General features: G+C 73.4%; 23 protein-coding genes. 18 read left to right on the top strand and 5 right to left on the bottom strand.

Annotation, left to right across the window (positions count from 1 at the left end; genetic code table 11):
- The first annotated feature begins 39 nt into the window (after positions 1-39).
- Together R2737_11885 and R2737_11880 are read left to right on the top strand one after the other, a co-directional pair.
- Complete coding sequence (locus R2737_11885; protein ID MEZ5116958.1) at positions 40-1,173, top strand: phage major capsid protein; 1,134 nt, start codon at positions 40-42, stop codon at positions 1,171-1,173.
- A 701-nt stretch (positions 1,174-1,874) separates the two neighbouring features.
- A complete protein-coding gene (locus tag R2737_11880; protein MEZ5116957.1) occupies positions 1,875-2,318 on the top strand; it encodes a DUF2510 domain-containing protein in 444 nt (147 codons plus the stop codon).
- A gap of 35 nt (positions 2,319-2,353) precedes the next feature.
- On the opposite strand, the gene R2737_11875 is transcribed toward R2737_11880, so the two are convergent.
- Complete coding sequence (locus R2737_11875; protein ID MEZ5116956.1) at positions 2,354-2,614, bottom strand: hypothetical protein; 261 nt, start codon at positions 2,612-2,614, stop codon at positions 2,354-2,356.
- Between the two features lies 1 nt (position 2,615).
- Positions 2,616-3,779: a site-specific integrase gene (locus tag R2737_11870; GenBank protein MEZ5116955.1), complete on the bottom strand. Its 1,164-nt coding sequence runs from the start codon at positions 3,777-3,779 to the stop codon at positions 2,616-2,618.
- Between the two features lie 248 nt (positions 3,780-4,027).
- Here R2737_11870 and R2737_11865 point away from each other — a divergent pair, with 248 nt between their 5' ends.
- The 3 genes from R2737_11865 (at position 4,028) to R2737_11855 (ending at position 8,238) form a co-directional block, all read left to right on the top strand.
- Positions 4,028-4,906 (top strand): neutral zinc metallopeptidase, encoded by an 879-nt coding sequence (locus R2737_11865; GenBank protein MEZ5116954.1) that lies wholly within the window; start codon positions 4,028-4,030, stop codon positions 4,904-4,906.
- Positions 4,907-5,085: 179 nt separating this feature from the next.
- Entirely contained in the window at positions 5,086-7,359 is a 2,274-nt protein-coding gene (locus tag R2737_11860) for an Ig-like domain-containing protein (protein ID MEZ5116953.1), read from the top strand.
- An 81-nt stretch (positions 7,360-7,440) separates the two neighbouring features.
- On the top strand, positions 7,441-8,238 hold the full coding sequence (locus R2737_11855) for a DUF2127 domain-containing protein (protein ID MEZ5116952.1): 798 nt from the start codon (positions 7,441-7,443) through the stop codon (positions 8,236-8,238).
- Between the two features lie 73 nt (positions 8,239-8,311).
- On the opposite strand, the gene R2737_11850 is transcribed toward R2737_11855, so the two are convergent.
- Together R2737_11850 and R2737_11845 are read right to left on the bottom strand one after the other, a co-directional pair.
- Positions 8,312-9,454 (bottom strand): PQQ-dependent sugar dehydrogenase, encoded by a 1,143-nt coding sequence (locus tag R2737_11850; GenBank protein MEZ5116951.1) that lies wholly within the window; start codon positions 9,452-9,454, stop codon positions 8,312-8,314.
- A gap of 199 nt (positions 9,455-9,653) precedes the next feature.
- A complete protein-coding gene (locus tag R2737_11845) occupies positions 9,654-10,475 on the bottom strand; it encodes an META domain-containing protein (protein ID MEZ5116950.1) in 822 nt (273 codons plus the stop codon).
- Between the two features lie 93 nt (positions 10,476-10,568).
- Between R2737_11845 and thrS the strand changes: the two genes are divergently transcribed.
- The 5 genes from thrS (at position 10,569) to R2737_11820 (ending at position 16,690) form a co-directional block, all read left to right on the top strand.
- Positions 10,569-12,569 (top strand): threonine--tRNA ligase, encoded by a 2,001-nt coding sequence (gene thrS / locus R2737_11840; protein MEZ5116949.1) that lies wholly within the window; start codon positions 10,569-10,571, stop codon positions 12,567-12,569.
- 11 nt (positions 12,570-12,580) lie between these two features.
- Entirely contained in the window at positions 12,581-13,198 is a 618-nt protein-coding gene (locus tag R2737_11835) for an HIT domain-containing protein (GenBank protein MEZ5116948.1), read from the top strand.
- A 98-nt stretch (positions 13,199-13,296) separates the two neighbouring features.
- Positions 13,297-15,120: a substrate-binding and VWA domain-containing protein gene (locus tag R2737_11830; protein ID MEZ5116947.1), complete on the top strand. Its 1,824-nt coding sequence runs from the start codon at positions 13,297-13,299 to the stop codon at positions 15,118-15,120.
- A gap of 143 nt (positions 15,121-15,263) precedes the next feature.
- A complete protein-coding gene (locus R2737_11825; protein MEZ5116946.1) occupies positions 15,264-16,121 on the top strand; it encodes a hypothetical protein in 858 nt (285 codons plus the stop codon).
- Positions 16,122-16,177: 56 nt separating this feature from the next.
- On the top strand, positions 16,178-16,690 hold the full coding sequence (locus R2737_11820) for a hypothetical protein (GenBank protein ID MEZ5116945.1): 513 nt from the start codon (positions 16,178-16,180) through the stop codon (positions 16,688-16,690).
- A 107-nt stretch (positions 16,691-16,797) separates the two neighbouring features.
- Here R2737_11820 and R2737_11815 read toward each other — a convergent pair whose 3' ends face one another.
- Positions 16,798-18,954, bottom strand: a complete 2,157-nt coding sequence (locus R2737_11815) for an elongation factor G-like protein EF-G2 (GenBank protein MEZ5116944.1) — start codon at positions 18,952-18,954, stop codon at positions 16,798-16,800.
- 313 nt (positions 18,955-19,267) lie between these two features.
- On the opposite strand from R2737_11815, the gene R2737_11810 reads away from it, so the two are divergent.
- The 8 genes from R2737_11810 to R2737_11775 all read left to right on the top strand — a co-directional run bounded on the left by R2737_11810 (position 19,268) and on the right by R2737_11775 (position 26,089).
- Positions 19,268-19,906: a CDP-alcohol phosphatidyltransferase family protein gene (locus R2737_11810; GenBank protein MEZ5116943.1), complete on the top strand. Its 639-nt coding sequence runs from the start codon at positions 19,268-19,270 to the stop codon at positions 19,904-19,906.
- Positions 19,903-20,805, top strand: coding sequence for a phosphatidylinositol mannoside acyltransferase (locus tag R2737_11805; protein MEZ5116942.1), 903 nt, complete (start codon positions 19,903-19,905; stop codon positions 20,803-20,805). The genes R2737_11810 and R2737_11805 overlap by 4 nt, the downstream gene beginning before the upstream one ends.
- On the top strand, positions 20,802-21,977 hold the full coding sequence (locus R2737_11800; GenBank protein MEZ5116941.1) for a glycosyltransferase family 4 protein: 1,176 nt from the start codon (positions 20,802-20,804) through the stop codon (positions 21,975-21,977). Before R2737_11805 ends, R2737_11800 begins: the two co-directional genes overlap by 4 nt.
- A complete protein-coding gene (locus R2737_11795; GenBank protein ID MEZ5116940.1) occupies positions 21,977-22,525 on the top strand; it encodes a hypothetical protein in 549 nt (182 codons plus the stop codon). Before R2737_11800 ends, R2737_11795 begins: the two co-directional genes overlap by 1 nt.
- 25 nt (positions 22,526-22,550) lie before the next feature.
- On the top strand, positions 22,551-23,639 hold the full coding sequence (locus R2737_11790; GenBank protein MEZ5116939.1) for a DUF3048 domain-containing protein: 1,089 nt from the start codon (positions 22,551-22,553) through the stop codon (positions 23,637-23,639).
- Between the two features lie 172 nt (positions 23,640-23,811).
- Complete coding sequence (pdxS, locus tag R2737_11785) at positions 23,812-24,735, top strand: pyridoxal 5'-phosphate synthase lyase subunit PdxS (protein ID MEZ5116938.1); 924 nt, start codon at positions 23,812-23,814, stop codon at positions 24,733-24,735.
- Positions 24,732-25,340, top strand: a complete 609-nt coding sequence (gene pdxT, locus R2737_11780) for a pyridoxal 5'-phosphate synthase glutaminase subunit PdxT (GenBank protein MEZ5116937.1) — start codon at positions 24,732-24,734, stop codon at positions 25,338-25,340. Before pdxS ends, pdxT begins: the two co-directional genes overlap by 4 nt.
- Positions 25,337-26,089: a YebC/PmpR family DNA-binding transcriptional regulator gene (locus tag R2737_11775; protein ID MEZ5116936.1), complete on the top strand. Its 753-nt coding sequence runs from the start codon at positions 25,337-25,339 to the stop codon at positions 26,087-26,089. The genes pdxT and R2737_11775 overlap by 4 nt, the downstream gene beginning before the upstream one ends.
- Positions 26,090-26,165: the final 76 nt, after the last annotated feature.

Raw genomic sequence — 26,165 nt, 5'->3', positions numbered from 1 at the left:
GGAACGCAACCACCGTCCACACCTGGCCGGGAGGCCACCATGCCCTACCTCGACACCCTCGTCGCCGAACGTCGCGCCCTGTGGCGCGACATCAAGCGCATGCTCGACCGCGCCGAGCAGGAGCACCGCAACCTGACCGCGCCCGAGGAGTCCCGCTACGCGCGCGCCACCGACGAGCTCGCCCTGCTCGACGAGCGGATCGAACAGGTCCGCAGCCAGCAGACGCGCACCGAGGAGGCCGTCGCCGCCCTGGCCGGCATCACCGGGAGGAGTCCCGACATGCCCGTCCCCACCACCTTCACCTTCCCCAGCGGCGGCGACATCCGCACCTGGGCCACCGAGCAGCGCGCCGTCGACACCTCCGGCATCACGATGCCCTCGCCGGTGTCGTCGCAGTTCTGGGACCGGCTGCGCGCCGAGTCCGTCGTCCTGTCCTCCGGCGTGCGCGTCCTGCCCGTCGGCGAGGGCGGCAAGCTCACCGTGCCCGGCATCCTCACCTCGGCCACCGTCGCCGGCGTCGCGGAGTCCGCGCTCATCGGCGACACCGCGCCGGTGTTCGCCGACGTCGAGCTGGAGCCGCGGAAGTTCGCCGCCACCGTCACCGCGTCCAGCGAGGTGCTCGCCGACTCCGCCGGCGACCTGCGCGCCATCCTCGGCTCCGACCTCACCAAGCAGATGGCCGAGACGCTGGACAAGCAGATGCTCGACGGCGACGGCACCGGCCAGAACCTCACCGGGTTCCTCCGCGCCGGCACCGCCGGGCCGAGCATCACCACCGCCCCCACCGCCGACGACCTGCTCGACATCGTCACCGCCTACGAGGGCAACGACGGACCCGCCGGCACCGGCCGCTGGTTCATGCACCCCACCGTGTGGGCCGCCGTGCGGGCGCTGACCGCCACCGGCTCGGGGGAGTACCTGCTCGGCAGCCTGGGCGCCGGCCCCGGCCGCTCCCTGGTCGGCTACCCGGTCAGCGTGTCCACCAACGTGCCGGCCACCAAGCTCGCCCTGGTCGACACCGAGCAGGTCGTCGTCGGGCAGTCGATGGGCGCGGTCGTCGACGTGTCCACCGACGTCCGGTTCAGCTACGACGAGGTCGTGCTGCGGATCCGGGCACGCGTCGACATCGGGGTGCGCGACACCACCGGCGTCATTGTGTCCGCGATCAGCTAGCCAAGACTCCCGGCCCTGACCCGACGCCGACGGCCAGGGCCGGGGCAAGCCTCCCCACCGGGTCCTACTCGTTCCCCGGAGGGGAGGAGCCCCTCATGGGTTGGGGGGGGCGGGGCGGTGGCTGGGGGCTACCAGCCGAGAGGCTGACCGGCGGCCGCCCCGCCCGAGGGGGAAGTTGATCTTTGATTCGCGGTCTTGGGGGCGAGCCCGGGGCAAGCAGAGGCGCAACTCGCACACCTCTCCTGACTCGCGGGTCAGGAACGATTCCGGCGGCATTCCGGCCCCAACCGCCGAAAGTTGCCCCAGAAGCCCCCAGAACGGCCCCAGGAGCCGTATCCGGCCGCGTCGCGTGTCGTCAGTCGCGGGAGCGACTCAGGCCGCCCTGGCGGCCCTGAGGGCCTCGACCTGCTACTTGCGCCCGCAGAAGCTGCACGCCCACCGCGCCCGCACCGGCTGGCCGTCGGGGCCACGCTCGACGCCGAGGACGTCGAGGACGACCTGGTCGTGGGGGCAGCGGCGCTCGCGCACGGGACGAGGGTAGGCGACTGCTGACCCGGGAGTCAGGAAGGTGTCCCGCCCGGCTCCGACGGGGGGCGGCTCCGGGCGGGACGAGGACGTCGTGCCCGGGTTCCGGGACTCGAAACGGTCCGTTCGGGCACGATGGCCTCGGTCGGCTGGTGGAGATGTGGGGGGCGGGCGCGGTGGACAGGGCGGTCCTGTACTGCAAGATCGGGACGAACAACGTCGGCGTGGTGCCGCCGGGAGCGTCCGGCGTCCTGATCGCCGACGACGCAGGCGTCACCCCCCACCGAGGTCACCTCGCCAAGACACCGCTGATGCAACTGCCGTGGTCGTCTCCCGGTCTGATCGTGCAGGCGGCTTCGGAGGCCCGGCGTGTGACGGTGAGCGTGACCGCCCTCCGAGTCGGCACCGTCGGCGATGCTCGGGCGACGCTACAGATGCGCGACGGCGAGAAGTACGCGGTGGTCGAGCTGACCGGGGAGCAGGGCGAGTGGCTCGACTACTACATCTCAGCCGCCCGACCCGCCCAGCAGTCCCCGCCTGCAGGGTGGTGGCCGGACCCCGACGGCTCGGGACGCCAGCGGTTCTGGGACGGCCACAACTGGACTGAGCACTTCGCCTGAACGGCCAGGATTGAGTCCGCAATCCGGCTGTGCAATCAGTCGGCGCCGGCGTCCTCGTCGGGCTTCCGGCGCCATCCACCGCGCGGGAACAGCGCGTCGATCAGTTCGTCGGAGTAGTCCGGGATGTCGCTGTCGATGGCGATGACCGCGCCCTTCTCCCGCATCAGCGCGACCTCGGCGCTGATCCGCTCCCAGGCGGCCCGGTTCTCGGGCGTGTCCTCGACTCCGGCCGACTCAAAGGGCAGTCCGGCGATGGCGGCCCGTTCCAGCTCGACCGCGTCGTCGTGCAGGCTCACTTCAGGCTCCCTTGCGCTGCTTCCGCGGCCGCAGCGGCACCACGGTGGCGCCGGCGAAGCCCGACAGGGACTCCGCAATCGCCTTGTCGCGGTCCGCGGCGGCGTGCTGGTAGATCATGGCGGCCTGCGGGGTGGAGTGGCCCAGCCGGGCCATCAGCTCGGCCAAGGTGGCCCCGGTCGCCGCGGCCAAGGTCGCGCCGGTGTGGCGCAGGTCGTGGAACCTGAGGTCCGGGCGGCCGGCCTTCTCCCGGGCCGGGTAGTAGACCTTGAACAGGGCCGAGGGGGCCATGTGGCCGCCGCGGCGTGCCGCGCCGAACAGCAGCGCGTCCGGCTCCGGGCCGGTGTGCGCGTCGAGGTGGTGTCCGACCGCGGGCAGCAGGTGCGGCGGGATCGCCACGTCGCGGACCCCGGCCCTGGTCTTCGGGGTCCCGACGACGTACTCGCCGCCGGCGCGGGACACCCCGCGGCGGATCCGCAGGACACCGGCCTTGGTGTCAACGTCGCCGCGGCGCAGCTCGGTCAGCTCGCCGAACCGCAGGCCGCACCAGGCCGCGAGCAGCACCATCGCCCGGTAGCGGTCGGGCACGTTGGCAACGATGACCTCCAGCTCGGGCAGGGTGGCCGGCCGGGGGTCGATCTTGCGCCGGGCGGTGCCCGCGCCGCGGACCTTGCACGGGTTCGCCGCGACGAGGTCGTCCTCGACCGCGGTGGACATGATCGACCGCAGCAGCGAGTAGGCGTGCGCCCGCGCGGTGGGCGCGTCGGCGGGCAGCCGGGCGTGCCACGTCCGCACGGTCGCCGAGGTCAGCCGGTCCAGGGCCACGTCGCCGAGGTCGGGCAGGATCCGCTCGTCGAGCAGGTCGCGGTACAGGGCACGGGTCGAGGGCTTCAGCTCGCGGGCGGCCAGCCAGGACGCGGAGTAGTCGCGCAGGGTCTGGCCGCGGTCGGCGGTCGGCTCCGGCGGTGCCCACACCCCGCGGTCGACGTCGCGGGCCTGGTTCTCCAGCCACGCCTGCGCGTCCATCTTGGTGTCGTACGTCTCGCGGGCCGGGCGCATGACGCCGTCGGGTCCGGTGAACCGGGCCTGCCAGCGACCGCTGGGCAGCTGCCGCAGCCGCCCCGCGCCAGGGGCACGACGTGCCCTCCGCTTCGCCTTCGTCGCCATGACACAGTCCCCATTCCTGTATCGCCCCGGGGGGCACGGCCGTGCCCTTCAGCCCTCATAGCGTGTCATTTCGTGTCCATCGGTGTCCACTCCGAGAGGGGTGAAACCGACTGTCCCACAAGCGTTCCCGCAGGTCACAAGTGTACAGGCGACAGAGTTTCAAGTCCTGTATCGCCCACCCAGGACACGACAATCAGGCCACCGTCGCATGAGGCCCTCCGACGCCGCGGAGGCCCTACGGTTCGGCAATGAACCCGAAGGTGCCGCTCCTGTCGCTGTGCGCGCTCCTGCTGGCCGCCTGCGGGTCCCCGGCAGCGTCGTCGACGACCGGCCCCGACACCGGCGGGGTCACGGCGTCGTCCCCCGCGCCAGCGGACGTTGCCGCCGCCAACGAGCCGGCGGACGACTCCGCCGCGGGCGAGCAGGGAGCCTTCGACCCGGCCGGCTGCCCGGTGGACGAGGGGTACGAGGCCGCGCTCGGCTGCTACCTGGACCTCGCGGTCGGCTCGCTGGACCTGACCTGGGGTGACGCGCTGCCGATCGACGACGTCCCCTACGAGTCCCCGGACCTCCAGGTGTTTGACGCCAAGGTGAACACCGCGTGTGGCAAGGCCACCGCGGACGACGGGCCCTTCTACTGCCCCGACGACGCGACCATCTACCTGCAGCGGGACTTCATGGTCTCCGTCGGGGAGCAGGCGGGCGCCCAGGGCCCGTACTCGGGGGTGATCGTCCTCGCGCACGAGTGGGGCCACCACGTGCAGAGCCTGCTCGGCATCGACGACGTCTTCCTCGCCGACCAGGCACAGGTGTTCGGCAGTGACAACGCCGCCTCCGTCCGCAACGAGCTCATGGCGGACTGCTTCGCCGGGTGGTGGTCCGCCCAGGCCTTCATCTCCGAGCAGTTCCCCATCGAGGAGAGCGACGTCGAGGACGCACTGCTCACCCTGGCCGAGGTCGGCGACGACTTCGACGCGCAGATGGAGGGATCGGCGGTCGACCCGGACACCTTCGACCACGGAACGGTGGACCAGCGCACCAGCTGGCTGGCTGCGGGGTTCGACGCCGGCACAGTCGGGGACGACCCGTTGCTGGCCTGCGACACCTTCACGATCACCGCTCCCTGACTCACCGGGCCGCGGGGCCCACCGGCTGCAGGGCCCACCGGCCCACATGGGCCATCGGTGACGGCGGGGCCTCGACGGGTGTGATGCGCTCGTTCTCCCTCCGGGACCATTGGCCCGGACGGTCACGTGCGAGCCGCCGTAGCGTCGGAGCCGCAGAGTTGCCCTCGGGGGGTGCCGTCATGCGTCGTTTCGTCGGATCCCTGGCCCTGACCTCCGCCCTCGGGCTGACCGTGGCAGTGGCGGTCGTTCCAGCCTCGTCTGCCGCGGGGGAGTCGGACGGCCCGCCCGGTGGCGCGCCGGCAAAGGCTGCCGCGGTATCGGATGCCGGCCGGGGTCTCCCGCCGCCACCCGCGGACATCCTCGACCCGGACCCCGCCCTGATGGGCGGCGCCAGCTGGTCGGTCTCCCCCACGGTCATCCATCCGGGTGAGACCTTCAGCGTGCGGGTCCGGGCGACCAGCCACAGCTACTTCGCCGTCGCGCCGGTGTCGGGCGGTTGGCTGCCGTCGACGCAGTGCCGTGAGTCGGGGACCGGGCCCGTCCTCTCGGTGTGCCAGCATCGTGCGATCGCGTCCGAGTACTTCCGCGACCCGTACTGGATCCCCGTCACGATCTCGTTCCTGGCCGTGCCGCGCCCCTGCGACCCCACGGAGTCGTGCGGGACCGTCGCCCGTCGGTTCGTGGCAGTGGTGCCCTCGGGTCGGTCCGTGCTGTGGGGAACGGTCGTCGACCGCGAGGGCCACGGCGTCGGCGGGGTCACGGTGGTGCTGCGCGGTGCAGGCTCGACGTGGTCGGTCCGAACCGACCAGCACGGCGCCTACTCGGCGCTCGTTCCGATCGGCACGTACACCGTGACGCCGTCGGGGTCGTGGGACCCGGCGTCCCGGGTCGTCCGGCTGCCGTCGGGAGGTGCCCGGGCCGACTTCCGGGCAGCGGTCGCGGAGCTCGACTTCGACATCGAGGGCAGCCACCTGGTCGCCGGGCTGGACTGGACCACGGCCGCCGCCACCGGACTGGTCTGGCGCGCCGGTGCGGTGCGGGCACACACCGCCCGCGGGTCCCCCCTGGCCGGGAGTGTCGTACAGCTGGACGCCCCCTACTGGGACGGCGCGGCGCCGGGCAGCCAGCCGGCGCCGCGGATCGCCGTCTGCGACGCCGGCACGGCCAGGCCGTTGTTCGCGGCCGGCGACCGGGCCGAGCGGGTCACGGACGGCCGGGGCGAGGTGGACTTCACCGTGATGTTCGGCAGCGAGCCGGGCACCGCCCTGTTCCATGCGCGACTGAAGGACGACGTGACCGCGCTGGACGTCGAACGGCTCGGGCAGACCGGCGCAACGACCGGCCCCTCCGCGCCCGACATCACCACGCCGATGCAGAACGCCGCGCGGCTGGGCCTACCGGCGCCGCCGTTGTTCGCGATCTCGGCGGCGTCCCTGCAGGCGACGCTGACGGAGTGGTGGCTGGGGTATCGCGCCGGTGACGACGTCGGGCCGCAGCGGATGCTGCCGGCCGGCGACTTCGTCCCGATCCGCACCCGCGACAACCGGTCCGGCGCGCTGGCGTTCTACCCCGCGGGCAATCCCGGGCCGCTGCGCAGCCACCTCGCCGGCGGGGCTGCGCTGCCGTCGGACTACCCCACCCTGGTCCTCGCCTTCCGGCAGGTGCCGATCGATCCGCAGGGCCGGCTGTTGCAGTGGCAGGTCCGTCTCGACCGGCTCCCGACCCTGACCGAGTGGGAGGCGGAGAACGGTCCCGCGACGGACGGGTTCCTGCTCTCCGGCGCCGGACTGGGGAACACCGGGTGGCTCGGCGGACCCCTCCCGCCGAGCGTCGTCGACCGGGCCGCCCGGGTGGCCTACGGACGCTGCGTGCCCGGCGCCGCACCGCCGACCACGGTCGTCGAGATCCACTCCCCGGTCCGCCTCACCACCGGGGAGGGCAGCGGCGCGTTCACCGTGGCCGGAGGAGGGTCGGGCCCTGTGACGTACGTGGTCCCAGGCACCCGCCAGACGCTGTCGCTGTCCGGCACCGGCGCGGGCATGGCCTCGGTGGTCGTGCGCACCGACACCGCGGTGGCCGTGTACACGTTCGCCTCCCGGCCCGGGGCGACGGGGCAACTGCGTCTCGGCACGGGCGGCGATGCGTCGGGGCTGACCTTCGCCGGCCGACCCGTGACCGCGGCCCCGGGCGTGCGACTGCGGCTCTCGGGCCTGCCGAAGACCCTGCGCGCAGGTCGAGCCGTCACGGTACGGGTGCTCGTCCGGGACGAGTTCGGGCTGCCGGCCGCAGGGGCCGTGATCGCCGCGCGCGGCCCCGGCGTCGCGACCACGGTGCTCGCCGACGGCTCCGGTCGGGCCCGGCTCGGCCTTCGCCCGCGCGCGCGTGGTGCGGTGACGGTCACCGCGACCGCACTGTCCGCACGGCCCTCCCGGGCGCGGATACCGGTGCGGTGACCGCGGGGGAACGGCAACGGCGCGACTCCCCACGCGCCGCCGCCGGGACGGGGCGAGCGGGTCGGTAGCGTGGCCTCGGTCATGGACGAGGCACCCACCGGCACCCGCGGAGTCGACTGGTCCCTGCGCGGCTGCGCCCGGCACGGGCACGTCACCTACGAGCCGACGGACGACGATGCCGCCGTCGCGTCGCTACGAGCCCGCACCGATTCCGGCGACCTGTGGCGGTGCCTGCGCTGCGGCGCCTACGTCCCCGGACCACCGACCACGAGCGGTCCGCTCGCGGACGCCCCGCGGGTGCCGCGCGGGGTCGAGATCCGCGACGCGGTCGTCATCAAGGTGCTGGCCGCCGAGCGGGCGCTGCGCGCCCTGGTCTTCGTCGCCGCGGCGTTCGCGGTGTGGCGATACCAGGACCACATCATGGGGTTCGCCGACTTCGTCCGCGACGAGCTGCCCGCACTGCAGCCCGGCGCCGAGCAGATCGGGTGGAACCTGGACCACTCCTGGGTGTCCACCCTGGCCGAGCGGGTCGCCGACCTAGGCCCGTCGGCGTACGTGACCGCCTCGGGGCTGCTGGTGGCGTACGCGGTGCTACTGGGGACCGAGTCCTTCGGGCTGCTGTCCGGCCGGCGCTGGGGCGAGTACTTCTCGGTGGTCTCGACCAGCGTGTTCCTGCCCACCGAGGTGCTGGACATCGCGCACCACGTCACCTGGTTCAACGTCGGCCTGTTCCTGTTCAACCTGGCCGCGGTTGCCTGGCTGGTGTGGACGAAGTACCTGTTCGGGGTCCGCGGCGGCGAGGCGGCCTACCGGCAGGCCCACCACGCCGAGGCGATCCTCCCCGCGCCTGCTGAGGTCACCGAGGCGAGCGCGGGCTGAACGGGGGTAACGACAACGACCGTCGCAGCCGCCACACGTGAGCACGACCGCGTCACGGGCGCGGCCAAGGGGGCTACGTGGGACCCGCGCTCGCGGACATCCGGTGCAGGCCGCCGGCGAGGGTGACCGCCCATAGCTCCCTGCTCCGGTCCTCGCCGAACGAGGTGACACCCGGGAGTGATCCGACGAGGGAGACCGCCGTGCCTCGGACCGTCCAGACGTTGCCGGTCACGAAGTCCCCGGCGACGTAGGCGCCGCCGAGCAGGTCCCGGAACGCACGACCCCGGTAGACGTAGCCCCCGGTGACCGACTCGCCGGCCCGATCGGCGGCGCACCCCTCCACGCCGTCCGGATGGCAGAAGACCGCCGTCGGGCGCAGCAGGGACGGTCCGAACCGTGACGGGCAGCGTGCGGCGTCGAACTGCTCCTCGCCCCCCAGGCACGGCCAGGCCAGCTGGCGGCCGCGGCTGCCACCGGGGACCCGGTTGACCTCCTCCCATCGGCCCTGCCCCACGTCACCCACCCACAGGTCCCCCGTGGCGGGGTCGACCGACATCCGCCAGGGGTTGCGCAGCCCCCACAGGTACACCTCGGGGGCGCCCTTGGCACCGCCTCGGAACGGGTTCGACGGCGGCACGCAGTAGGGCTTCGGCGGGCACCGACGGGCGACGTCGAGACGCAGCACCTTGCCGCTCAGGGAACGGGGATTGCGCGCGTTGTCCCCCGGGTCCCCGGCACCGCCGCCGTCACCGGTGCCGAGCAGGAGGTAGCCCTTGCGGGTGAAGGCGATGCTCCCGCCGTTGTGGTTGGTGAACGTGGGGTGCGGGACGACGAGGAGCGTGCGTAGCGTGCGCGGGTCGGCGGTCGGGTTGCGCAGCCGGTCCCGCACCGTCAGCCGCCCCAGGACGAGGCCGCCGTCGGCACGGGTGAACGCCACGTACACCCACCCGTTCGTGGGGAAGCGGGGGTCGAACGCCAGCCCCAGCAGGCCTTGCTCGCCCCCCTCGGAGTGCACGCGCGCCGTGAGGTCGAGGTAGGGCTGAGACTGGATGCCGGTGCCGGGTCGGAAGACCCGCACCCTGCCGGCGCGCTCGACCACCAAGAGCCGGGCGAGGCGCCCGGGCGCGGCCAGCACCTGGACCGGCTGCTCGAACCCGGCGCCGACCTGGGTGAACGACAGCGCGACCGGTGGGGGAGTGGCGACCGGCAGCGCCATGGGTCGTGCCTGCGGCGGCGATCCGGCGAGCGCTGCGGGCGCGGCGGACCCGGCCACGACCGCGGCCGCGGCGAGCGCGAGGGCTGCCCGGATACGGCCGCGGGGGGCATCCTGGGTCTGTCGGGCCCGGCCCGGGGGTCGGGTTCGAGGGACCACCCGTCGCGACACAGCGCCTCCTCGCGTCCCGACGCGGATCCTCTCAGGCGCTGCGAAGCACGACCTGGGCGGCGCCGTCCTCGCCACGCAGGGTCAGCGTGCTTCCGTCCACCTCGTACAGCACGACCTTCGCGAGGGCAGCGAAGTACTGCGCCTCGGTCTCCATCACGCTCTCGGGCTGACAGGCCTTCATGGTCGATGCGACGGGACCGACGGTCAGCTCGTCCGGGCCGCCGAGCGTGTAGGGGCCGGTGAAGCTGTTGCAGCCGCCGGAGCCGGACACCGTCCCGTCGGAACCGAAGGCCAGCGTCACCTTGCCGGTGTCCGCCGTCCCCACCACCGCGCCCGCCCCGTTGTTGATCCCGGTCGCCACCCAGGAGGTGCCGACCAGGTCGGTGGTGCCGGGTGCGTACGTCAACAGGACGGCGCCGTCCGCGTCGACCAGGTCCAGTCGACCGCCGCTGGCCAAGGCCGTCCGCACGTTCGGCAGCGCGGCGAGGACGGCCCGCTCCTGGGCGTCGAGCTCCTCGGAGGTGCAGCCGGCCAGCGTCATCGGCCCGAGATCGATGCGGACGTCAGCTCCCTGCTGCGTGTAGGTGCCGGCGAACCGGTTGCATCCGGTCGACCCACTGAGCGCGCCCTCCGCGGCGAACCGCAGGGTGGCGGCCGGTTCCGCCACCGCGTCGACCGTCCCGGAGTCCCCGGCGCGCCCGACCAGGACCCACGAGGTCCCCTCGAGCTCCAGCGGGGCGTTCGCGGTGTCCCGCGAGCCGGCACCGGACCCGTCTGCACAGGCGGCCAGGGCGAGCGCGCCCAGGCCCAGCACGGCGAGCAGGACTGTCACGGACCGGCGTCGGGTACTCACGGCGCGGACGCTACCCGGCCACAAGCCGTTGGGGGAGTGCCCGGGTGCGTCGATACCATCGGCGTCGCCGTCCACCAGCCGAGGAGCATCCCCGTGTCCGACCTGTCCATCACCGTGCTCGACGCCGGGGAGTCCCGGTCGCAGGCCGTGGCGGAGGGGGTCACGGCCGCCGACGTGGTCGGGGCCGACCGGGCCGTCGTCGTCGCACGGATCAACGGCGACCTGCGCGACCTGGCCACCCCGCTGGCCGAGGGCGACGTGGTCGAGGCGGTCCGGGTGGACTCCCCGGAGGGGCTGGCGGTCCTGCGGCACTCCACGGCGCACGTCCTGGCCCAGGCCGTGCAGGACCTCTTCCCCGAGGCCAAGCTGGGCATCGGCCCGCCGGTGAAGGACGGCTTCTACTACGACTTCGACGTCGAGACCCCGTTCACCCCCGACGACCTGGCCCGCCTGGAGAAGCGGATGCAGGAGATCCTCAAGTCGGGCCAGCGGTTCTCCCGGCGCGTCGTCAGCGACGCGGAGGCCCGCGAGGAGCTCGCCGGCGAGCCGTACAAGCTGCGCCTGATCGGCTCCGAGGGCGGTGCCGACGTCATGGAGGTCGGCGGGGCCGAGCTCACCATCTACGACAATCTCGACGGGAAGTCGGGGGAGCGCTGCTGGGGAGACCTGTGCCGCGGCCCGCACGTCCCGACCACCCGCTACATCGCCCCCAACGCGGTCAAGCTCATGCGCACCGCCGCCGCGTACTGGCTCGGCGACCAGCGCAACGAGCAGCTGCAGCGGGTCTACGGGACCGCGTGGCCGAGCAAGGACGAGCTGCGCGCGTACCTCACGTTCCTGGAGGAGGCCGAGAAGCGGGACCACCGCCGCCTCGGCGCCGAGCTCGACCTGTTCTCGTTCCCCGAGCAGATCGGCTCCGGGCTGGCCGTCTTCCATCCGAAGGGTGGCGTGGTCCGCCGGGTGATGGAGGACTACTCGCGCCGCCGGCACGAGGAGGCCGGGTACGAGTTCGTCAACAGCCCGCACATCACCAAGGGCGCGCTGTTCGAGCAGTCCGGCCACCTCGACTGGTACGCCGAGGGCATGTACCCCCCCATGCACCTCGACGCCGACGTGGACGGCGACGGCAACGTGCGCCGGCAGGGCGCGGACTACTACCTCAAGCCGATGAACTGCCCCATGCACAACCTGATCTTCGGCGCGCGCGGCCGGTCCTACCGGGAGCTGCCGCTGCGGCTGTTCGAGTTCGGGACCGTCTACCGGTACGAGAAGTCCGGGGTGGTGCAGGGCCTGACCCGGGCCCGCGGCTTCACCCAGGACGACGCGCACATCTACTGCACCAAGGAGCAGATGGCCGACGAGCTGGACCGGCTGCTCACGTTCGTGCTGGACCTGCTGCGCGATTACGGCCTGGACGACTTCTACCTGGAGCTGTCGACCCGCGACCCCGAGAAGAGCATCGGCACGGACTCGGCGTGGGAGGAGGCGACCGAAACCCTGCGGCTGGCCGCGGAGAAGCAGCAGCTGGACCTGGTGCTGGACGAGGGCGGGGCCGCGTTCTACGGGCCGAAGATCTCGGTGCAGGCCAAGGACGCCATCGGCCGCACCTGGCAGATGTCGACGATCCAGGTGGACTTCAACCTGCCGGAGCGGTTCGACCTGGAGTACCAGGCCGCCGACGGCACCCGGCAGCGGCCGGTCATGATCCACCGGGCCCTGTTCGGGTCGATCGAGCGGTTCTTCGGCGTGCTGCTGGAGCACTACGCGGGCGCGTTCCCGCCCTGGCTGGCTCCGGTGCAGGTGGTCGGCATCCCCATCACCGACGCGCACGTGGACTACCTGCGCGACGTCGCCGACCGGCTGCGCGCCGCCGGGGTCCGCGTCGAGGTGGACTCCTCCGACGACCGGATGCAGAAGAAGATCCGCAACGCGCAGCGGCAGAAGGTGCCGTACATGCTCATCGCCGGCGACGACGACGTCGCCAAGGGCGCGGTGTCGTTCCGCTACCGCAACGGCGAGCAGCGCAACGGCGTGCCGATCGACGAGGCGGTGGCCGAGGTCGTCGGCGCGGTCGAGCGCCGGATCCAGGTCTGACGCGGGCGACCGTGGCCGACGCTGTCCCCCCGCCGGGCGACCAGCCGTCGCCCGGCCCCGTCGCGTCGACTGACCCCGTCGCGTCGCCAGGCACCCACGACGCCGACGAGCTGGTCGGGCTGCGCGACTGCTGGGACCGGCTGTGGACCCCGCACCGGATGGCGTACATCCTCGGGGAGAGCAAGCCGTCGACGGGGGAGGCGGCCGACTGCCCGTTCTGCCGGGTCCCGTCCCTCCCGGACGACGAGGGCCTCGTCGTGGCCCGCGGGGAGCGGGTGTTCGCCGTGCTCAACCTGTACCCGTACAACTCCGGCCACCTGATGGTGTGCCCGTACCGGCACGTCGCCGACTACACCGAGCTCGACGACGCCGAGGTGGCCGAGCTCGGGGCGTTCACCCAGCGCGCGATGCGCGCGCTGCGGCTGTGCTCGGGCCCGCACGGGTTCAACATCGGCATGAACCAGGGCTCGGTCGCCGGTGCCGGCATCGCCGCCCACCTGCACCAGCACGTCGTTCCCCGATGGGGCGGGGACACCAACTTCATGCCGGTGGTCGGGCGCACCCGGACGCTGCCGCAGCTGCTGTCGGAGACGCGGCAGATCCTGGCTCGGGCCTGGTCCGAGGTCTGACCCGGCACCCGGAACGACCGGACCGGCCCGGCCGTCGGACCCGAGTGCCAGACTGCACGTGACGGTCGCGTGGGGTACGGGCCGCGGGAGGCGGAGCGATGGCGAACGGTCGGCGGAATGTGCTGCCGCTCATCGTGGCGGGGCTGATCGGGGTCCTGCTCATCGTGGGCGCCCGGCTGATCTTCTCGGGCTCCGGTGACGAGCCGTCCTCGGGCGACCCGACCGCGACCCAGGAGACGTTCGACCCCAACTGCACCCAGGTCACCGTCGCCGCCTCCAGCGAGAAGGCCGCCCTTCTGCGTGACCTGGCCGCCGAGTACAACGCCACCCGCCCCGAGGTCAACGGCACCTGCGTGCAGTTCCGGGTCGTCAGCAAGGCCAGCGGCGGCGCGGCGGAGGCGCTGGCGCGGGGCTGGGACGAGCGCGTCGACGGGCCACGGCCGGACGTGTGGAGCCCTGCTTCGTCGTCATGGGCGGTGCTGGTCGAGCAGCGGCTGGCGGCCCAGGACAAGCCGAACATCATTCCCAAGGACTACAGCTCCCTGGTCCAGACCCCCCTCGTGGTGGCGATGCCGCGGCCGATGGCGGAGGCGCTGGGCTGGCCCGACCAGCCGATCGGCTGGTCGGACCTGCTGGACCTGGCCACCAACCCCAAGGGCTGGGGTGCCGTCGGGCACCCGGAGTGGGGCAAGTTCAAGCTGGGCAAGACCAACCCGCACTTCTCCACCAGCGGGCTCAACGCGACCATCGCGTCGTACTTCGCGGCCACCGGGCTGTCCAGCGACCTCACCGTGGCCGACGTGCAGGACCCCGACACCCGGGAGTACGTGAAGACCCTGGAGTCCAGCGTCGTCCACTACGGGGACACCACGCTGACGTTCCTGGACAACATGTACCGGGCCGCCGAGCAGGGCAAGGGGCTCACCTACGTCTCCGCGGTGACCGTGGAGGAGAAGTCGGTCTGGGACTACAACGAGGGCAACCCGACCGGCGACCCCGCGAAGGCGGGGCAGCAGCCGCCGCCGAGCGTGCCGCTGGCGGCGGTCTACCCGTCCGAGGGCACGCTGCTGTCGGACAACCCGTGGGTGATCCTGGACGCCGACTGGGCGGACGACACGAAGCAGACTGCCGCGGCGGGCTTCCTCACCTGGCTACAGCGGCCCGAGGCCCAGGAGCAGTTCCAGGCGTTCGCGTTCCGGTCGTACGAGGGCGTACCCGGCGAGGTCATCAACGAGGCCAACGGGATGATCCCGACCGAGCCCACCGTGATCCTCGCCCCGCCGGCGCCGTCGGTGCTCAAGGCCGTGGAGGACTCCTGGGACGAGCTGCGCAAGCGGGCCCGGGTGCTCATGGTCCTCGACGTGTCAGGGTCGATGGGGGAGCCGGTGCCCGACGCCGGCGCCAGCAAGATCGACCTGGCGAAGCAGGCCACCATCGACGCGGTCGAGGGCTTCGCCCCGGACGACGAGGTCGGCCTGTGGATCTTCTCCACCGAGCTCGACGGCCCGGACAAGCCCTATCTGGAGCTGGTCCCGATCGGGCCGGCGAAGGACACCGTGCCGCTGATCGTCGGCGACGTCGAGAACCTCGTCGCCGACGGGGGGACCGGGCTGTACGCGACGCTGAAGGCCGGGCAGAAGCAGATGGTCGCCGATCTCGACACCGGCCGCATCAACGCGATCGTGCTGCTGTCCGACGGCCGCAACGAGTACCCACCGGACACCGACCTCGACGGCCTGCTCCGCCAGCTGGACGCGGAGAGCGTGGACACCTCGGTGCGCGTGTTCGCGATCGGGTACGGCGACTCCGCCGACCGGGCCGCGCTGGAGGCGATCGCCGAGGCCTCCCGCGGCGCGTACTACGACGCCTCCGACCCAGCCTCCATCGGCAAGGTGCTCACCAGCGTGCTGTCCAACTTCTGATCCTGCCCCTGGGCCCGACCGGCTGGTCGCCGCCCGGGCCCGCGCGCGGCGGTCACCTGAGCGGGCGGCCCGCCGAGCATGTGCGCGGGCGCGCCGGGCGGGCCTGGCGCCGCGCGGCGGCGCGACCGGGCAGACTGGCGCCCGTGACCGTCCGGGACGAGCTGCGCGACCCCTGGGGCTGGCTGGTGGCCGCCGTCAGCGGCGGGCTCGGCTGGGCGGCGCTGGCCGCACCGCTCGGCCCGGCGGCCATCCCGGTCGGACTGGGCATCGGGGCGGCGGTCCTGGGCACGAAGGTGGCGCTGGGGTCGACCCGGGCTCCCGACCGGCCGCGGCCGCAGGAGCCGGCAGACCGTCCCGACGCACTTCCCGCTCCGCACCCGGCCAGCCCGGCGGGACAGCTGCTCGGGCGCGCCGACACCGCCGTGGCGAGGCTGCACGCGCTGTCCGAGGCCCCAGGCGACGCCTGGCTGGCCTCCCAGGTGGGCAGCGTGGACGACGACGCCGCCGAGGCCGCCGGTGCCCTGCGCGAGCTGGGTGGCCGGGTCACCCTGGTCGAGCAGTCCATCACCGCCACCGACCCTCGGCGACTCGCGGTGGAGCGGGACCGGCTGCGCGCCGCGGCCGCGTCGACCCCCGATCCTCGGCTGCGCGCGGAGCAGGGCCGGGCCCTGCAGGCGGTCGAGCAGCAGCTCGAGGTGGCCGGGCGGCTGGAGACGCTGCGCCAGACCCTGCTGGCCCGGATGGAGACCGCGGTCCTCGGACTGGAGGGCCTCGCGGCCCGGATGAGCGAGGTGGTCGCCATGGGGACCACCGGGATCGACCACGACCGGGCGGCGGAGATGGTCTCCGGGCTGACCACCGAGCTGGACACGCTGCGCGGCGGCATCGCCGAGGCCGAGGCGCTGTCCGCAAGGGCCGGCATGGCGCCCCCGCCCGCCCCGGCGCCCCCCGCGGCGCCTCCGGCCGCACCTCCGCCGCCCGCCGCCCCGCCGGCCCCCTGACCTACGTTCGAGCAGCCGGTATCCGCGGCGGCTCGTCGTCCGGTAGAACGTCCGGCATGGCCCAGGTCCTCGACGCTTCCGGCGCACCCCTGACCGATCCCGATGCCGTGCTGGCCCGCCTCGGCGTGGTCCTGGCGACCGTTCCACTGCCTGAGGGGACGGCCGCGCAGGCTCTTGCCGGCGCGGCGGCCGCCGGCGACGTGGACGCGGTCACCGCCCTGGTGGACGTACCCGACGAGGTGCTCGCGCAGGTGCCCGCCGTGGTGGCGACGCCGCGCGGGGTCCTGGTCGTCGACCCGGGCGACCCGGCCGGGGCGGGGGACCGGGAGGTGTTCGGGGCCTGGCACGTCAACGACGCCCACGAGTTGCACCTGATCCTGTCCGGCGAGGGCTCCTTCTGGTTCGCCGACGCCGACGGGGTAGCGGCGCAGGTGGTCCTCGGCCCGGGCGACGTCATCGGCATCACCGGCACCGAGCACCGCTACGTGGCCGGTACCGCGCAGGCGTTCCTGGTCCGGCACTCGGCCCCCGCCGACATGACCCCGACGCCCACGGGCCGCCCCGCCTGACCCACGGCCCCGGGGCCCGAAAGTAGTGGTGCCGGTTGCGCGAGCTACAGCTCGCGCAACCGGCACCACAAGCCCGGAGGGCCGCGCCGGGAGACCCGCGCGGACGGTCAGCCGCGGGCCTCCTCGGCCTCTTTCTTCACCTTCTCGGCCAGCTGGTGCGGCATCGGCTCGTGCCCCGTGTAGCGCCGGGTGAACGTCGCCGTGCCATGGGACATCGAGCGCAGCTCCACCGCGTAGCGGGTGAGCTCCAGCTCCGGCACGTCCGCCTTCACCAGGGTCCGGCCGTTGCCGACCGGCTCCGTGCCGGTCACCCGACCCCGGCGACCGGATAGGTCGGACATGATCGCGCCGACGTACTCGTCGGACACCAGCACCGAGATCTCGTCGACCGGCTCCAGCAGCGACGTCTGCGCCGCCGCGGCCGCCTCCTTCAGCGCCAGCGCGCCCGCGTGCTGGAACGCCATGTCGGAGGAGTCGACCGAGTGCGCCTTGCCGTCGAACAGCGTCACCCGGATGTCGATCAGGGGGTAGCCGGCGATGACGCCCTTCTCCATCTGGGCCCGCACGCCCTTCTCCACCGACGGGATGAACTGCCGGGGCACCGACCCGCCGACCACCTTGTCGACGAACTCGAAGCCGGATCCGGACGGCAGCGGCTCCACCTCGATGTCGCACACGGCGTACTGCCCGTGGCCGCCGGACTGCTTGACCAGCCGCCCGTGACCCTTGGCCGAGGACTGGAACGTCTCGCGTAGCGACACCCGCAGCGGTACGGAGTCCACGGCGACGCCATAGCGGTTGCGCAGGCGGTCCAGCAGCACGTCGACGTGCGCCTCACCCATGCACCACAGCACCAGCTGGCCGGTCTCGGCGTTCTTCTCCAGGCGCATGGTCGGGTCCTCGGCGACCAGCCGGCCCAGGCCCTGCGACAGCTTGTCCTCGTCGGCCTTGGAGTGCGCGACGACGGCGACCGGCAGCAGCGGGTCGGGCATGACCCACGGCTCGATCAGCAACGGGTTGTCCTTGTCCGACAACGTGTCCCCGGTCTCGGCGCGGGTCAGCTTGGCGACCGCGATGAGGTCACCCGCGTGACCGGCGGAGATCGTGCGCTGGGTCTTGCCCAGCGGGTCGGACAGCGCGCCCACGCGCTCGTCGACGTCGTGGTCCTCGTGCCCGCGGTCGGCGGGGAAGTGTCCCGACACGTGGACGACCGAGTCCGGCGTCAGCGTGCCCGAGAAGACGCGGACCAGCGAGATGCGCCCCACGTACGGGTCGGTCGTGGTCTTGACCACCTCGGCGCACAGGGGGCCGTCGGGGTCGCAGGTCAGCGGGCCACGCGGGTCGCCGTCCGGCGTGGTCACCGCGGGCAGCGGGTGCTCCAGCGGCGAGGGGAACCCGCGGCTGACCAGCTCCAGCAGCTCGGCCGTGCCGAAGCCCTGCGGCACCAGCGCCGCGGGGAGCACCGGGTAGAAGTGCCCGCGGGCGACCGCGGTCTCCAGGTCGGCGATCAGCGTGTCGAGGTCGATCTTCTCCCCGCCGAGGAAGCGGTCCATCAGGGTCTCGTCCTCGGACTCGGTGATGATGCCCTCGATCAGCGCGTTGCGCGCCTCCTCGATCAGCGGCAGGTGCTCGGCGTCGGGGTCGCGGGTGACGCGCTCACCGGAGGAGTAGTCGTAGACCTGCTCCGACAGCAGCCCGATCAGCCCCGCCACGGAGCCGTCGTCGGCGGCCATCGGCAGGTACAGCGGCAGCACGCCCTCGCCGAACACCCGCTGGCAGATGGCGACCAGCTCGTCGAAGTCGGCCCGCTCCTTGTCCAGCTTGCTGATGACGACCGCGCGCGGCATGCCGACCGCGGCGCACTCCTCCCACAGCATCTGGGTCGCCCCGTCCACGCCGTCCACGGCGGAGACGACGAACAGCGCCGCGTCGGCCGCGCGCAGCCCGGCCCGCAGGTCACCGACGAAGTCCGCGTAGCCGGGGGTGTCGAGGAAGTTCAGCTTGATGCCCTCGTGCATCACCGGGGCCAGGGACAGCGACACCGACCGCTGCTGGCGGATCTCGGCCTCGTCGAAGTCGCTCACGGTCGTCCCGTCCTCGACCCGGCCGGCGCGCGGGATCGCGTCGGTCGCGACCAGGAGGGACTCCAGCAGCGTGGTCTTGCCCGACCCCGAGGGGCCGACCAGCACGACGTTGCGGATGTGGTCGGGCCGGTCGGCCTCCGGTGCTCTGCCGGCGGCTCCCGCGGGGGTCTTCTCGGCCATGCTCGTCGCCTCTCTGTACGGCGGATGCGCCGCGCGGTCCGCGCGGACGGGGCGTGCACCGGCGCCGCACCCGGACCGGAGGGGACCGGTCCGGCCGGCGCCGAACCGCCCCCCACCCTTCACCCGAGGTCCGCCGCGGGGCAACTCCTTCGGCCCGGAACGGGACGAGTCGGGACCGAGGTCCCGACCTGAGGGGTCCCGCGGCCGCCCGTCGCTACGATCGTCGCGCCGGGACGGGCGGTCCCGGCGGTCCCGGCCGCTGCGGTCACGGGGTCCCCCCGCGGTCCCGGGGTCCCCGCGGACGAGGACGGCGATGCTCAACAACCCGGCGGCGCGCAAGGTCGCCTCGGTGGCGATCGACCCGCTCGCCAAGGGGCTGCTGCGGCTGCACGTCCCGCCGGACGCCGTGACCGTGGTCGGCACGGTGGGCGCCTGCGCCGGGGCGCTGGTCTTCTTCCCCCGGGGCGAGTTCCTCTGGGGCCTGGTCGTCATCCTCGTCTTCGTCTTCAGCGACCTGCTCGACGGGACGATGGCGCGGATGGCCGGGACCAGCGGGCCCTGGGGCAACTTCCTGGACTCCACCCTCGACCGGATCGCCGACGGGTGCATCTTCGGCGCCCTGCTGATCTGGGCCGTCCTCGACGGCAACCCGTGGGTCATCGCGGCCGCCCTGACCTGCCTGGTCGCGGGGCAGGTGACCTCGTACGCCAAGGCCCGGGCCGAGTCCGTCGGAGCCACGGCCAACGTCGGCATCGCCGAGCGGGCCGAACGGCTGATCATCGCCGGGATCGGCGTGCTGCTCGCCGGGCTGGGCGTCCCGTACGTGCTGCCCGCGGCCCTGATCGTGCTGGCCGTCCTCAGCGTGATCACGGTGCTGCAGCGCATGGTCGTGGTCCGCCGCCAGCTGGTGGTGCGCGGCTCGGAGGATCCGACTCCGGAGGCGCAGGCGTGATCCGGGACGCCGTCACCGACGCTGGGTTCGCCGCCGGCTGGTCGGCGATCCGGCGCATGCCCGAGGGGGCGGCGTACGCACTCTTCCGGCAGGTCGCGGACCGCACCTACCGCCGCAACGGCACCGGCGTGCAGCGGCTGCGGGCCAACCTGGCCCGGGTCCGGCCCGACGCCACACCAGGCGAGCTCGACGAGCTCACCCTCGAGGGGATGCGGTCCTACCTGCGCTACTGGTGCGACGCGTTCCGGCTGCCGTCCTGGAGCCGCGAGCGGGTCGTCGACCGGTTCCACGTCGAGGACGAGCAGCGGATGGCCGACGCGCTGGCCACCGGGCGCGGCGTGATCCTGGTGCTGCCGCACATGGGCAACTGGGACCACGCCGGCGCCTGGGCCTGCCTGGACCACGCTCCGCTGACCACCGTCGCCGAGCGGCTGAAGCCGGAGAGCCTGTACGACCGGTTCGTCGCCTACCGCGAGTCCCTCGGCATGGAGGTCCTGCCCCTCGGCGGGACCGACGTGGTCCGCACGCTGGCGGAGCGGCTCAAGGCCGGCGGCCTGGTGTGCCTGCTCGGCGACCGCGACCTGACCAAGGGCGGCGTCGAGGTGGAGTTCTTCGGCGAGACGACCAAGATGCCCGCCGGCCCCGCGCTGCTGGCCGACATGACCGGCGCCGTCCTGCTTCCGGTCACCCTCTGGTACGACGGGCCGGACTCCTGGGGCCGCATCCACCCTGAGGTCGAGATCATGCGCGACGGCCGGGACCGCCCGACCCGGATCGCCGACGCGACCCAGCAGGTGGCCCGCGCGTTCGAGGAGGGCATCGCCGCCCACCCGCGCGACTGGCACATGCTGCAGCGGCTGTGGCTGTCCGACCTGGACCCCGCGAAGGCACCGGAATGAGGGTCGGCCTGGTCTGCCCGTACGCCTGGGACGTCCCGGGCGGGGTGCAGGCGCACGTGAAGGACCTCGCCGAGGCCCTGATCCGGCTCGGCCACGACGTCAGCGTGCTGGCGCCGGTGGAGGGCGAGGGCGAGGTGCCCGACTACGTCGTCGATGGCGGCCGGCCGGTGGCGGTGCCCTACAACGGCTCGGTCGCGCGGCTGAACTTCGGGCTCAAGCCGACCCGCCGGGTGCGCCGCTGGATCCGGACCGGGGACTTCGACGTCGTGCACGTGCACGAGCCGGTCTCGCCCAGCCTGTCCGTCCTGGCCTGCTGGGCGGCCGAGGGCCCGCTGGTGGCCACCTGGCACTCGTCCATGGGCCGCTCCCGCGTGCTCACGGCCGGCTACTACCTCGCGCAGACGGCGATGGAGAAGATCCGCGCCCGGATCGCGGTGAGCGAGTACGCCCGCCGCACCCTGGTCGACCACCTCGGGGGCGACGCGGTGCTGATCCCCAACGGCGTCGACTGCGCGTCGTTCGAGCGCGCCGAGCCGCTGCCGGGCTGGCCCGGCGACGGGCCCGCGCTGATGTTCCTGGGCCGGCTGGACGAGCCACGCAAGGGGCTCGACGTCCTGCTGGGGGCGCTGCCGGCGATGTCCGAAGCGCTGCCCGGACTGCGGCTGCTGGTGGTCGGCCCGGGCGACCAGGAGGACGCCGTGAAGGGCCTGCCCGACCGGCTGCGCGACCGCGTGGTGTTCCTGGGGCGGGTGTCCGACGAGGACAAGGCCCGCGCGTTCCACTCCGTCGACCTGTACGTCGCGCCCAACACCGGCGGGGAGTCCTTCGGCATCGTGCTGCTGGAGTCGATGGCGGCCGGCACCCCCGTCCTCGCCAGCGACCTCGACGCGTTCCGGCGGGTGCTCGAGGACGGCCGGTCCGGCGTGGTGTTCCGCAACGGCGACAGCGCCGACCTCGCGGCCAAGGCGGTGGCGCTGCTGCACGACGCCGACGAGCGGGGTCGGCTGGTGGAGGCCGGCCGGGCCCGCGCCTGGCAGTTCGACTGGAGCCGGGTGGCATTGGAGGTGCTCGCCGTCTACGAGAGCGTCACGGTGACGGGGGAGAAGGTCCGCGAGGACCTGCGCGGCCAGCTCGTCGGCCGGCTCAGCGGCCGCGGCAACGGGGACGCCTGATGAGCCCCTGGCCGTTCGTGTGGGCCGGGCTCGCCGTGGCGCTGGTCGGTCTCTACCTCGGGATGACCGCCGGCCGGCTGGACCGGCTGCACAAGCGGATCGATACCGCCTGGCTGTCGCTGGACGCGCACCTGCTCCGTCGCTCCGGGGCCGCGCTGGAGCTGGCCGCCTCCGGCCTGCTGGACCCGGCCTCCGCGCTGCTGGTCGCCGACGCCGCCCACAGCGCGCGCACCGCCCCCGACGAGGACCCGGTGGCCCGCGGCCTGGCCGAGAGCGACCTGACCCGCGCCCTCGACGCCGTGCTGGCCGACCACGAGGACGTCGAGGAGCTCCGCGAGGTCCCCGAGGGCCGGGAGATGGTGGACGACCTTGCCGCATCCTGCCGGCGGGTCGAGCTGTCCCGCCGGTTCCTCAACGACGGGGTGCGGGCCTGCCGCATGGTCCGCCGCCAGCGCCTGGTCCGGCTGTTCGGCCTGGCCGGGCACACCCGGTGGCCGGAGACGTTCGAGATGGACGACACACCGCCGGCGGGCCTCACGCAGCGCTGACCGGCTGCGGCGTAGCGTGATTCCTGTGTCTGCGTCCCTGACCCGGGCGCCGGGCCTCCTCGCCGTGGGCGGCCTGGCCGCCGCGCTGGTCCTCACCGGGTGCGGCGGCTCGCCGCCGGCCGACGGCCCGTCCTCCTCCGCCGTGGCGGCCACCAGCAGCGCGCCGCCCACCGTGGCCACGCCCGAGCCCGAGCCGACGACCCCTACCCCCACGACCTCCCCGCCGGGCATCCCGGACGGCGCCTCGCCGTTGTCCGGTCGGCCGAAGGGCGCGGGCCAGCCGGTCCTCGTCGTCAAGTACGACAACACCCGCTCCGCCCAGCCGCACGCCGGTCTCGTCGACGCCGACGTCGTCTACGTCGAGGAGGTCGAGTACGGACTGACCCGGCTCGCGGCGGTGTTCTCCTCCCGGCTGCCGGACCAGGTCGGCCCGATCCGGTCCGCCCGGATCACCGACGTGGACCTGCTGGCGCAGTACGGCCGGCCCGCGTTCGCCTACAGCGGCGCCCAGTCCAAGCTGCGCCCGGTGCTCGCGGACGCGTCGTTCTACGACGTGTCCGGCGACCTGGGCCCCACCGGCTACTGGCGGCAGAGCGGGCGCAGCGCCCCCTACGACTTCTTCGGCGACCCCGAGCGGCTGCTCGCGCGGGCCCCGAAGGCCGCCGACGCCGCGCCGATCGGCTTCGTCTTCGCCGACGAGGCCCCCGAGGGCGGCAAGCCCGGCACCGAGGCCGTGGTCACCTGGCCGGCCGCGACGACCACGTTCACGTGGGACAAGGCGGAGGGCGCGTACGAGGTGTCCTTCGACGGCTCGCCCGCGCGCGAGGCGTCCGGCGGCACCCAGCACGCGACCACGGTGGTGATCCAGTACGTCAAGCAGACCGACTCCGGCTACGGCGACAAGTTCGGTGGCCGGACCCCGCTGGCGCACACCGTGGGGGAGGGCAAGGCCACCGTGCTGCGCGACGGCAAGGCGTACGGCACCACCTGGTCGCGGCCCTCCGAGGAGGACGGCACCACGTTCACCCGGGTCGACGGCACCCCGATGGCCTTCGCCCCCGGCCAGATCTGGGTCCTGCTGGTCGCCCAGGAGCGCACCGCCGCCCTCTCCTGATCCCCGCCCCACTCCCTGTGGTGCCCCTTTCGTCAGCCACAGCGCACGCAACCGGCACCACAGGGGCCTGGGCCGGGCGGAACGGGCGGGCGGCGGGAACGCCCGCGGGCCCTACCATGGGGGCACCGCCGCGCGAGGACGGCGGCCCGACCCCGCGAAGAGGTACCCCGTGCTGCCCGCCACCGACCCCGCCACCCCGCAGAACCCGGAGTCCCCGGTCACCGGCACCGCCCGCGTCAAGCGCGGCATGGCCGAGATGCTCAAGGGCGGCGTGATCATGGACGTCGTCACCCCCGAGCAGGCGAAGATCGCCGAGGACGCGGGCGCGGTCGCCGTCATGGCGCTGGAGCGGGTGCCCGCCGACATCCGGGCCCAGGGCGGCGTCTCCCGGATGTCCGACCCGGACATGATCGAGGGCATCATCGAGGCCGTCTCGATCCCGGTGATGGCCAAGGCCCGGATCGGCCACTTCGTGGAGGCCCAGGTCCTGCAGGCCCTCGGCGTGGACTACGTCGACGAGTCCGAGGTCCTCACCCCCGCCGACTACGAGAACCACATCGACAAGTGGCAGTTCACGGTGCCGTTCGTGTGCGGCGCCACCAACCTCGGCGAGGCGCTGCGGCGCATCAACGAGGGCGCGGCGATGATCCGCTCCAAGGGCGAGGCCGGCACCGGCGACGTCTCCAACGCCACCACCCACATGCGCCGTATAGGCGGGGAGATCCGCCGGCTCACCTCGATGTCGCCGGACGAGCTGTACGTCGCGGCGAAGGAGCTGCAGGCCCCGTACGACCTCGTCGCCGAGGTCGCGAAGGCAGGCAAGCTGCCCGTGGTGGTGTTCACCGCCGGGGGCATCGCCACCCCGGCGGACGCGGCGATGATGATGCAGCTCGGAGCCGAGGGCGTGTTCGTCGGCTCCGGGATCTTCAAGTCCGGTGACCCGGCCAAGCGCGCGAACGCGATCGTCCAGGCCACGCTGCACTACGACAACCCCGACGTCCTGGCCAAGGTGTCCCGCGGCCTCGGCGAGGCCATGGTCGGCATCAACGTCGCCGACATCCCTGTGCACCACCGCCTCGAGGACCGCGGCTGGTGACCGGGACCCCGCTGGTCGGGGTCCTCGCGCTGCAGGGCGACGTCCGCGAGCACCAGCAGATGCTCGCGCGGCTGGGTGTCGCGACGTCCCGGGTCCGTTCGGTCGAGGAGCTCGACGCCGTCGACGCCCTCGTCATCCCCGGCGGCGAGTCCACGACCATGAGCAACCTGGCGCTGCGCTGGGGCCTGCTGGAGCCGCTGCGCCAGCGGGTCAAGGCCGGGATGCCGGCCTACGGCTCCTGCGCCGGGATGATCATGCTGGCCGACCGGATCGAGGGCGGCCGGCCAGACCAGCAGACCATCGGCGGCCTGGACGTGGTGGTCCGCCGCAACGCGTTCGGCCGCCAGGTCGACTCCTTCGAGGCCGACCTGCACATGCCGGTGCTGCCGGGCCCGCCGCTGCACGCGGTCTTCATCCGCGCGCCCTGGGTCGAGTCCGCCGGACCGGCCGTCGAGATCCTCGGCACGGTCGAGGGCGGTCCGGCCGCCGGTAGGATCGTGGCGGTCCGGCAGGACGCGGTGCTGGCCACCTCCTTCCACCCGGAGCTGACCGGTGACCTCCGCGTCCACGCGTACTTCGTCGAGATGGTGAGAGATCTGACATGAGTGGCCACTCCAAGTGGGCGACCACGAAGCACAAGAAGGCCGCGATCGACGCCAAGCGGGGCAAGCTCTTCGCGAAGCTGATCAAGAACATCGAGGTCGCGGCCCGCACCGGCGGCGGCGACCCGGCGGCGAACCCGACGCTGTACGACGCCATCCAGAAGGCGAAGAAGAGCTCGGTCCCCAACGACAACATCGACCGAGCCGTCAAGCGCGGCTCCGGGGCCGAGGCCGGCGGGGCCGACTACCAGACGATCATGTATGAGGGCTACGGCCCCAACGGCGTCGCGGTGCTCATCGAGTGCCTGACCGACAACCGCAACCGGGCCGCGTCTGAGGTACGGACCGCGATGACCCGCAACGGCGGCTCGATGGCGGATCCCGGGTCGGTGTCGTACCTGTTCTCCCGCAAGGGCGTCGTCATCGTGCCCAAGGGGGACGGGCTGTCCGAGGACGACGTGCTGATGGCGGTGCTCGAGGCCGGCGCGGAGGAGGTCAACGACCTCGGCGAGGCGTTCGAGGTCGTGTCCGAGGCCGGTGACGTCGTGGCCGTGCGGACCGCCCTGCAGGACGGTGACCTGGACTACGAGTCGGCAGAGGCGACCTTCCTGCCCTCGGTGACCGTCCCGCTGGATGAGGACGGCGCGCGCAAGGTGTTCCGCCTGATCGAGGCGCTGGAGGACAGCGACGACGTGCAGAACGTCTACGCCAACTTCGACGTCTCCGACGAGGTCATGGAGGCCGTGGGCTGAGGCCCGGACCGCTGCCCCGGCGCACGCCGCGGCGCGGCGGTACGGTGCCTGCGGGCAGCCGTCGCGGCCGCCCCGA

This window comes from Candidatus Nanopelagicales bacterium (genome assembly GCA_041393815.1).
Lineage (GTDB): Bacteria > Actinomycetota > Actinomycetes > S36-B12 > JAWKJK01 > JAWKJK01.
This window is presented reverse-complemented; position numbering and strand designations above follow the sequence as displayed.

Excerpts from the sequence above, each read along its gene's own strand:
- R2737_11870 (MEZ5116955.1), bottom strand. The coding sequence starts at position 3,779 with ATGGCGACGAAGGCGAAGCGGAGGGCACGTCGTGCCCCTGGCGCGGGG.
- R2737_11775 (MEZ5116936.1), top strand. The coding sequence starts at position 25,337 with ATGAGTGGCCACTCCAAGTGGGCGACCACGAAGCACAAGAAGGCCGCG.
- R2737_11820 (MEZ5116945.1), top strand. The coding sequence starts at position 16,178 with ATGGCCCAGGTCCTCGACGCTTCCGGCGCACCCCTGACCGATCCCGAT.
- R2737_11810 (MEZ5116943.1), top strand. The coding sequence starts at position 19,268 with ATGCTCAACAACCCGGCGGCGCGCAAGGTCGCCTCGGTGGCGATCGAC.
- R2737_11830 (MEZ5116947.1), top strand. The coding sequence starts at position 13,297 with ATGGCGAACGGTCGGCGGAATGTGCTGCCGCTCATCGTGGCGGGGCTG.
- R2737_11865 (MEZ5116954.1), top strand. The coding sequence starts at position 4,028 with ATGAACCCGAAGGTGCCGCTCCTGTCGCTGTGCGCGCTCCTGCTGGCC.
- R2737_11815 (MEZ5116944.1), bottom strand. The coding sequence starts at position 18,954 with ATGGCCGAGAAGACCCCCGCGGGAGCCGCCGGCAGAGCACCGGAGGCC.
- R2737_11855 (MEZ5116952.1), top strand. The coding sequence starts at position 7,441 with ATGGACGAGGCACCCACCGGCACCCGCGGAGTCGACTGGTCCCTGCGC.
- R2737_11850 (MEZ5116951.1), bottom strand. The coding sequence starts at position 9,454 with ATGGCGCTGCCGGTCGCCACTCCCCCACCGGTCGCGCTGTCGTTCACC.
- R2737_11885 (MEZ5116958.1), top strand. The coding sequence starts at position 40 with ATGCCCTACCTCGACACCCTCGTCGCCGAACGTCGCGCCCTGTGGCGC.
- R2737_11795 (MEZ5116940.1), top strand. The coding sequence starts at position 21,977 with ATGAGCCCCTGGCCGTTCGTGTGGGCCGGGCTCGCCGTGGCGCTGGTC.
- R2737_11860 (MEZ5116953.1), top strand. The coding sequence starts at position 5,086 with ATGCGTCGTTTCGTCGGATCCCTGGCCCTGACCTCCGCCCTCGGGCTG.
- R2737_11800 (MEZ5116941.1), top strand. The coding sequence starts at position 20,802 with ATGAGGGTCGGCCTGGTCTGCCCGTACGCCTGGGACGTCCCGGGCGGG.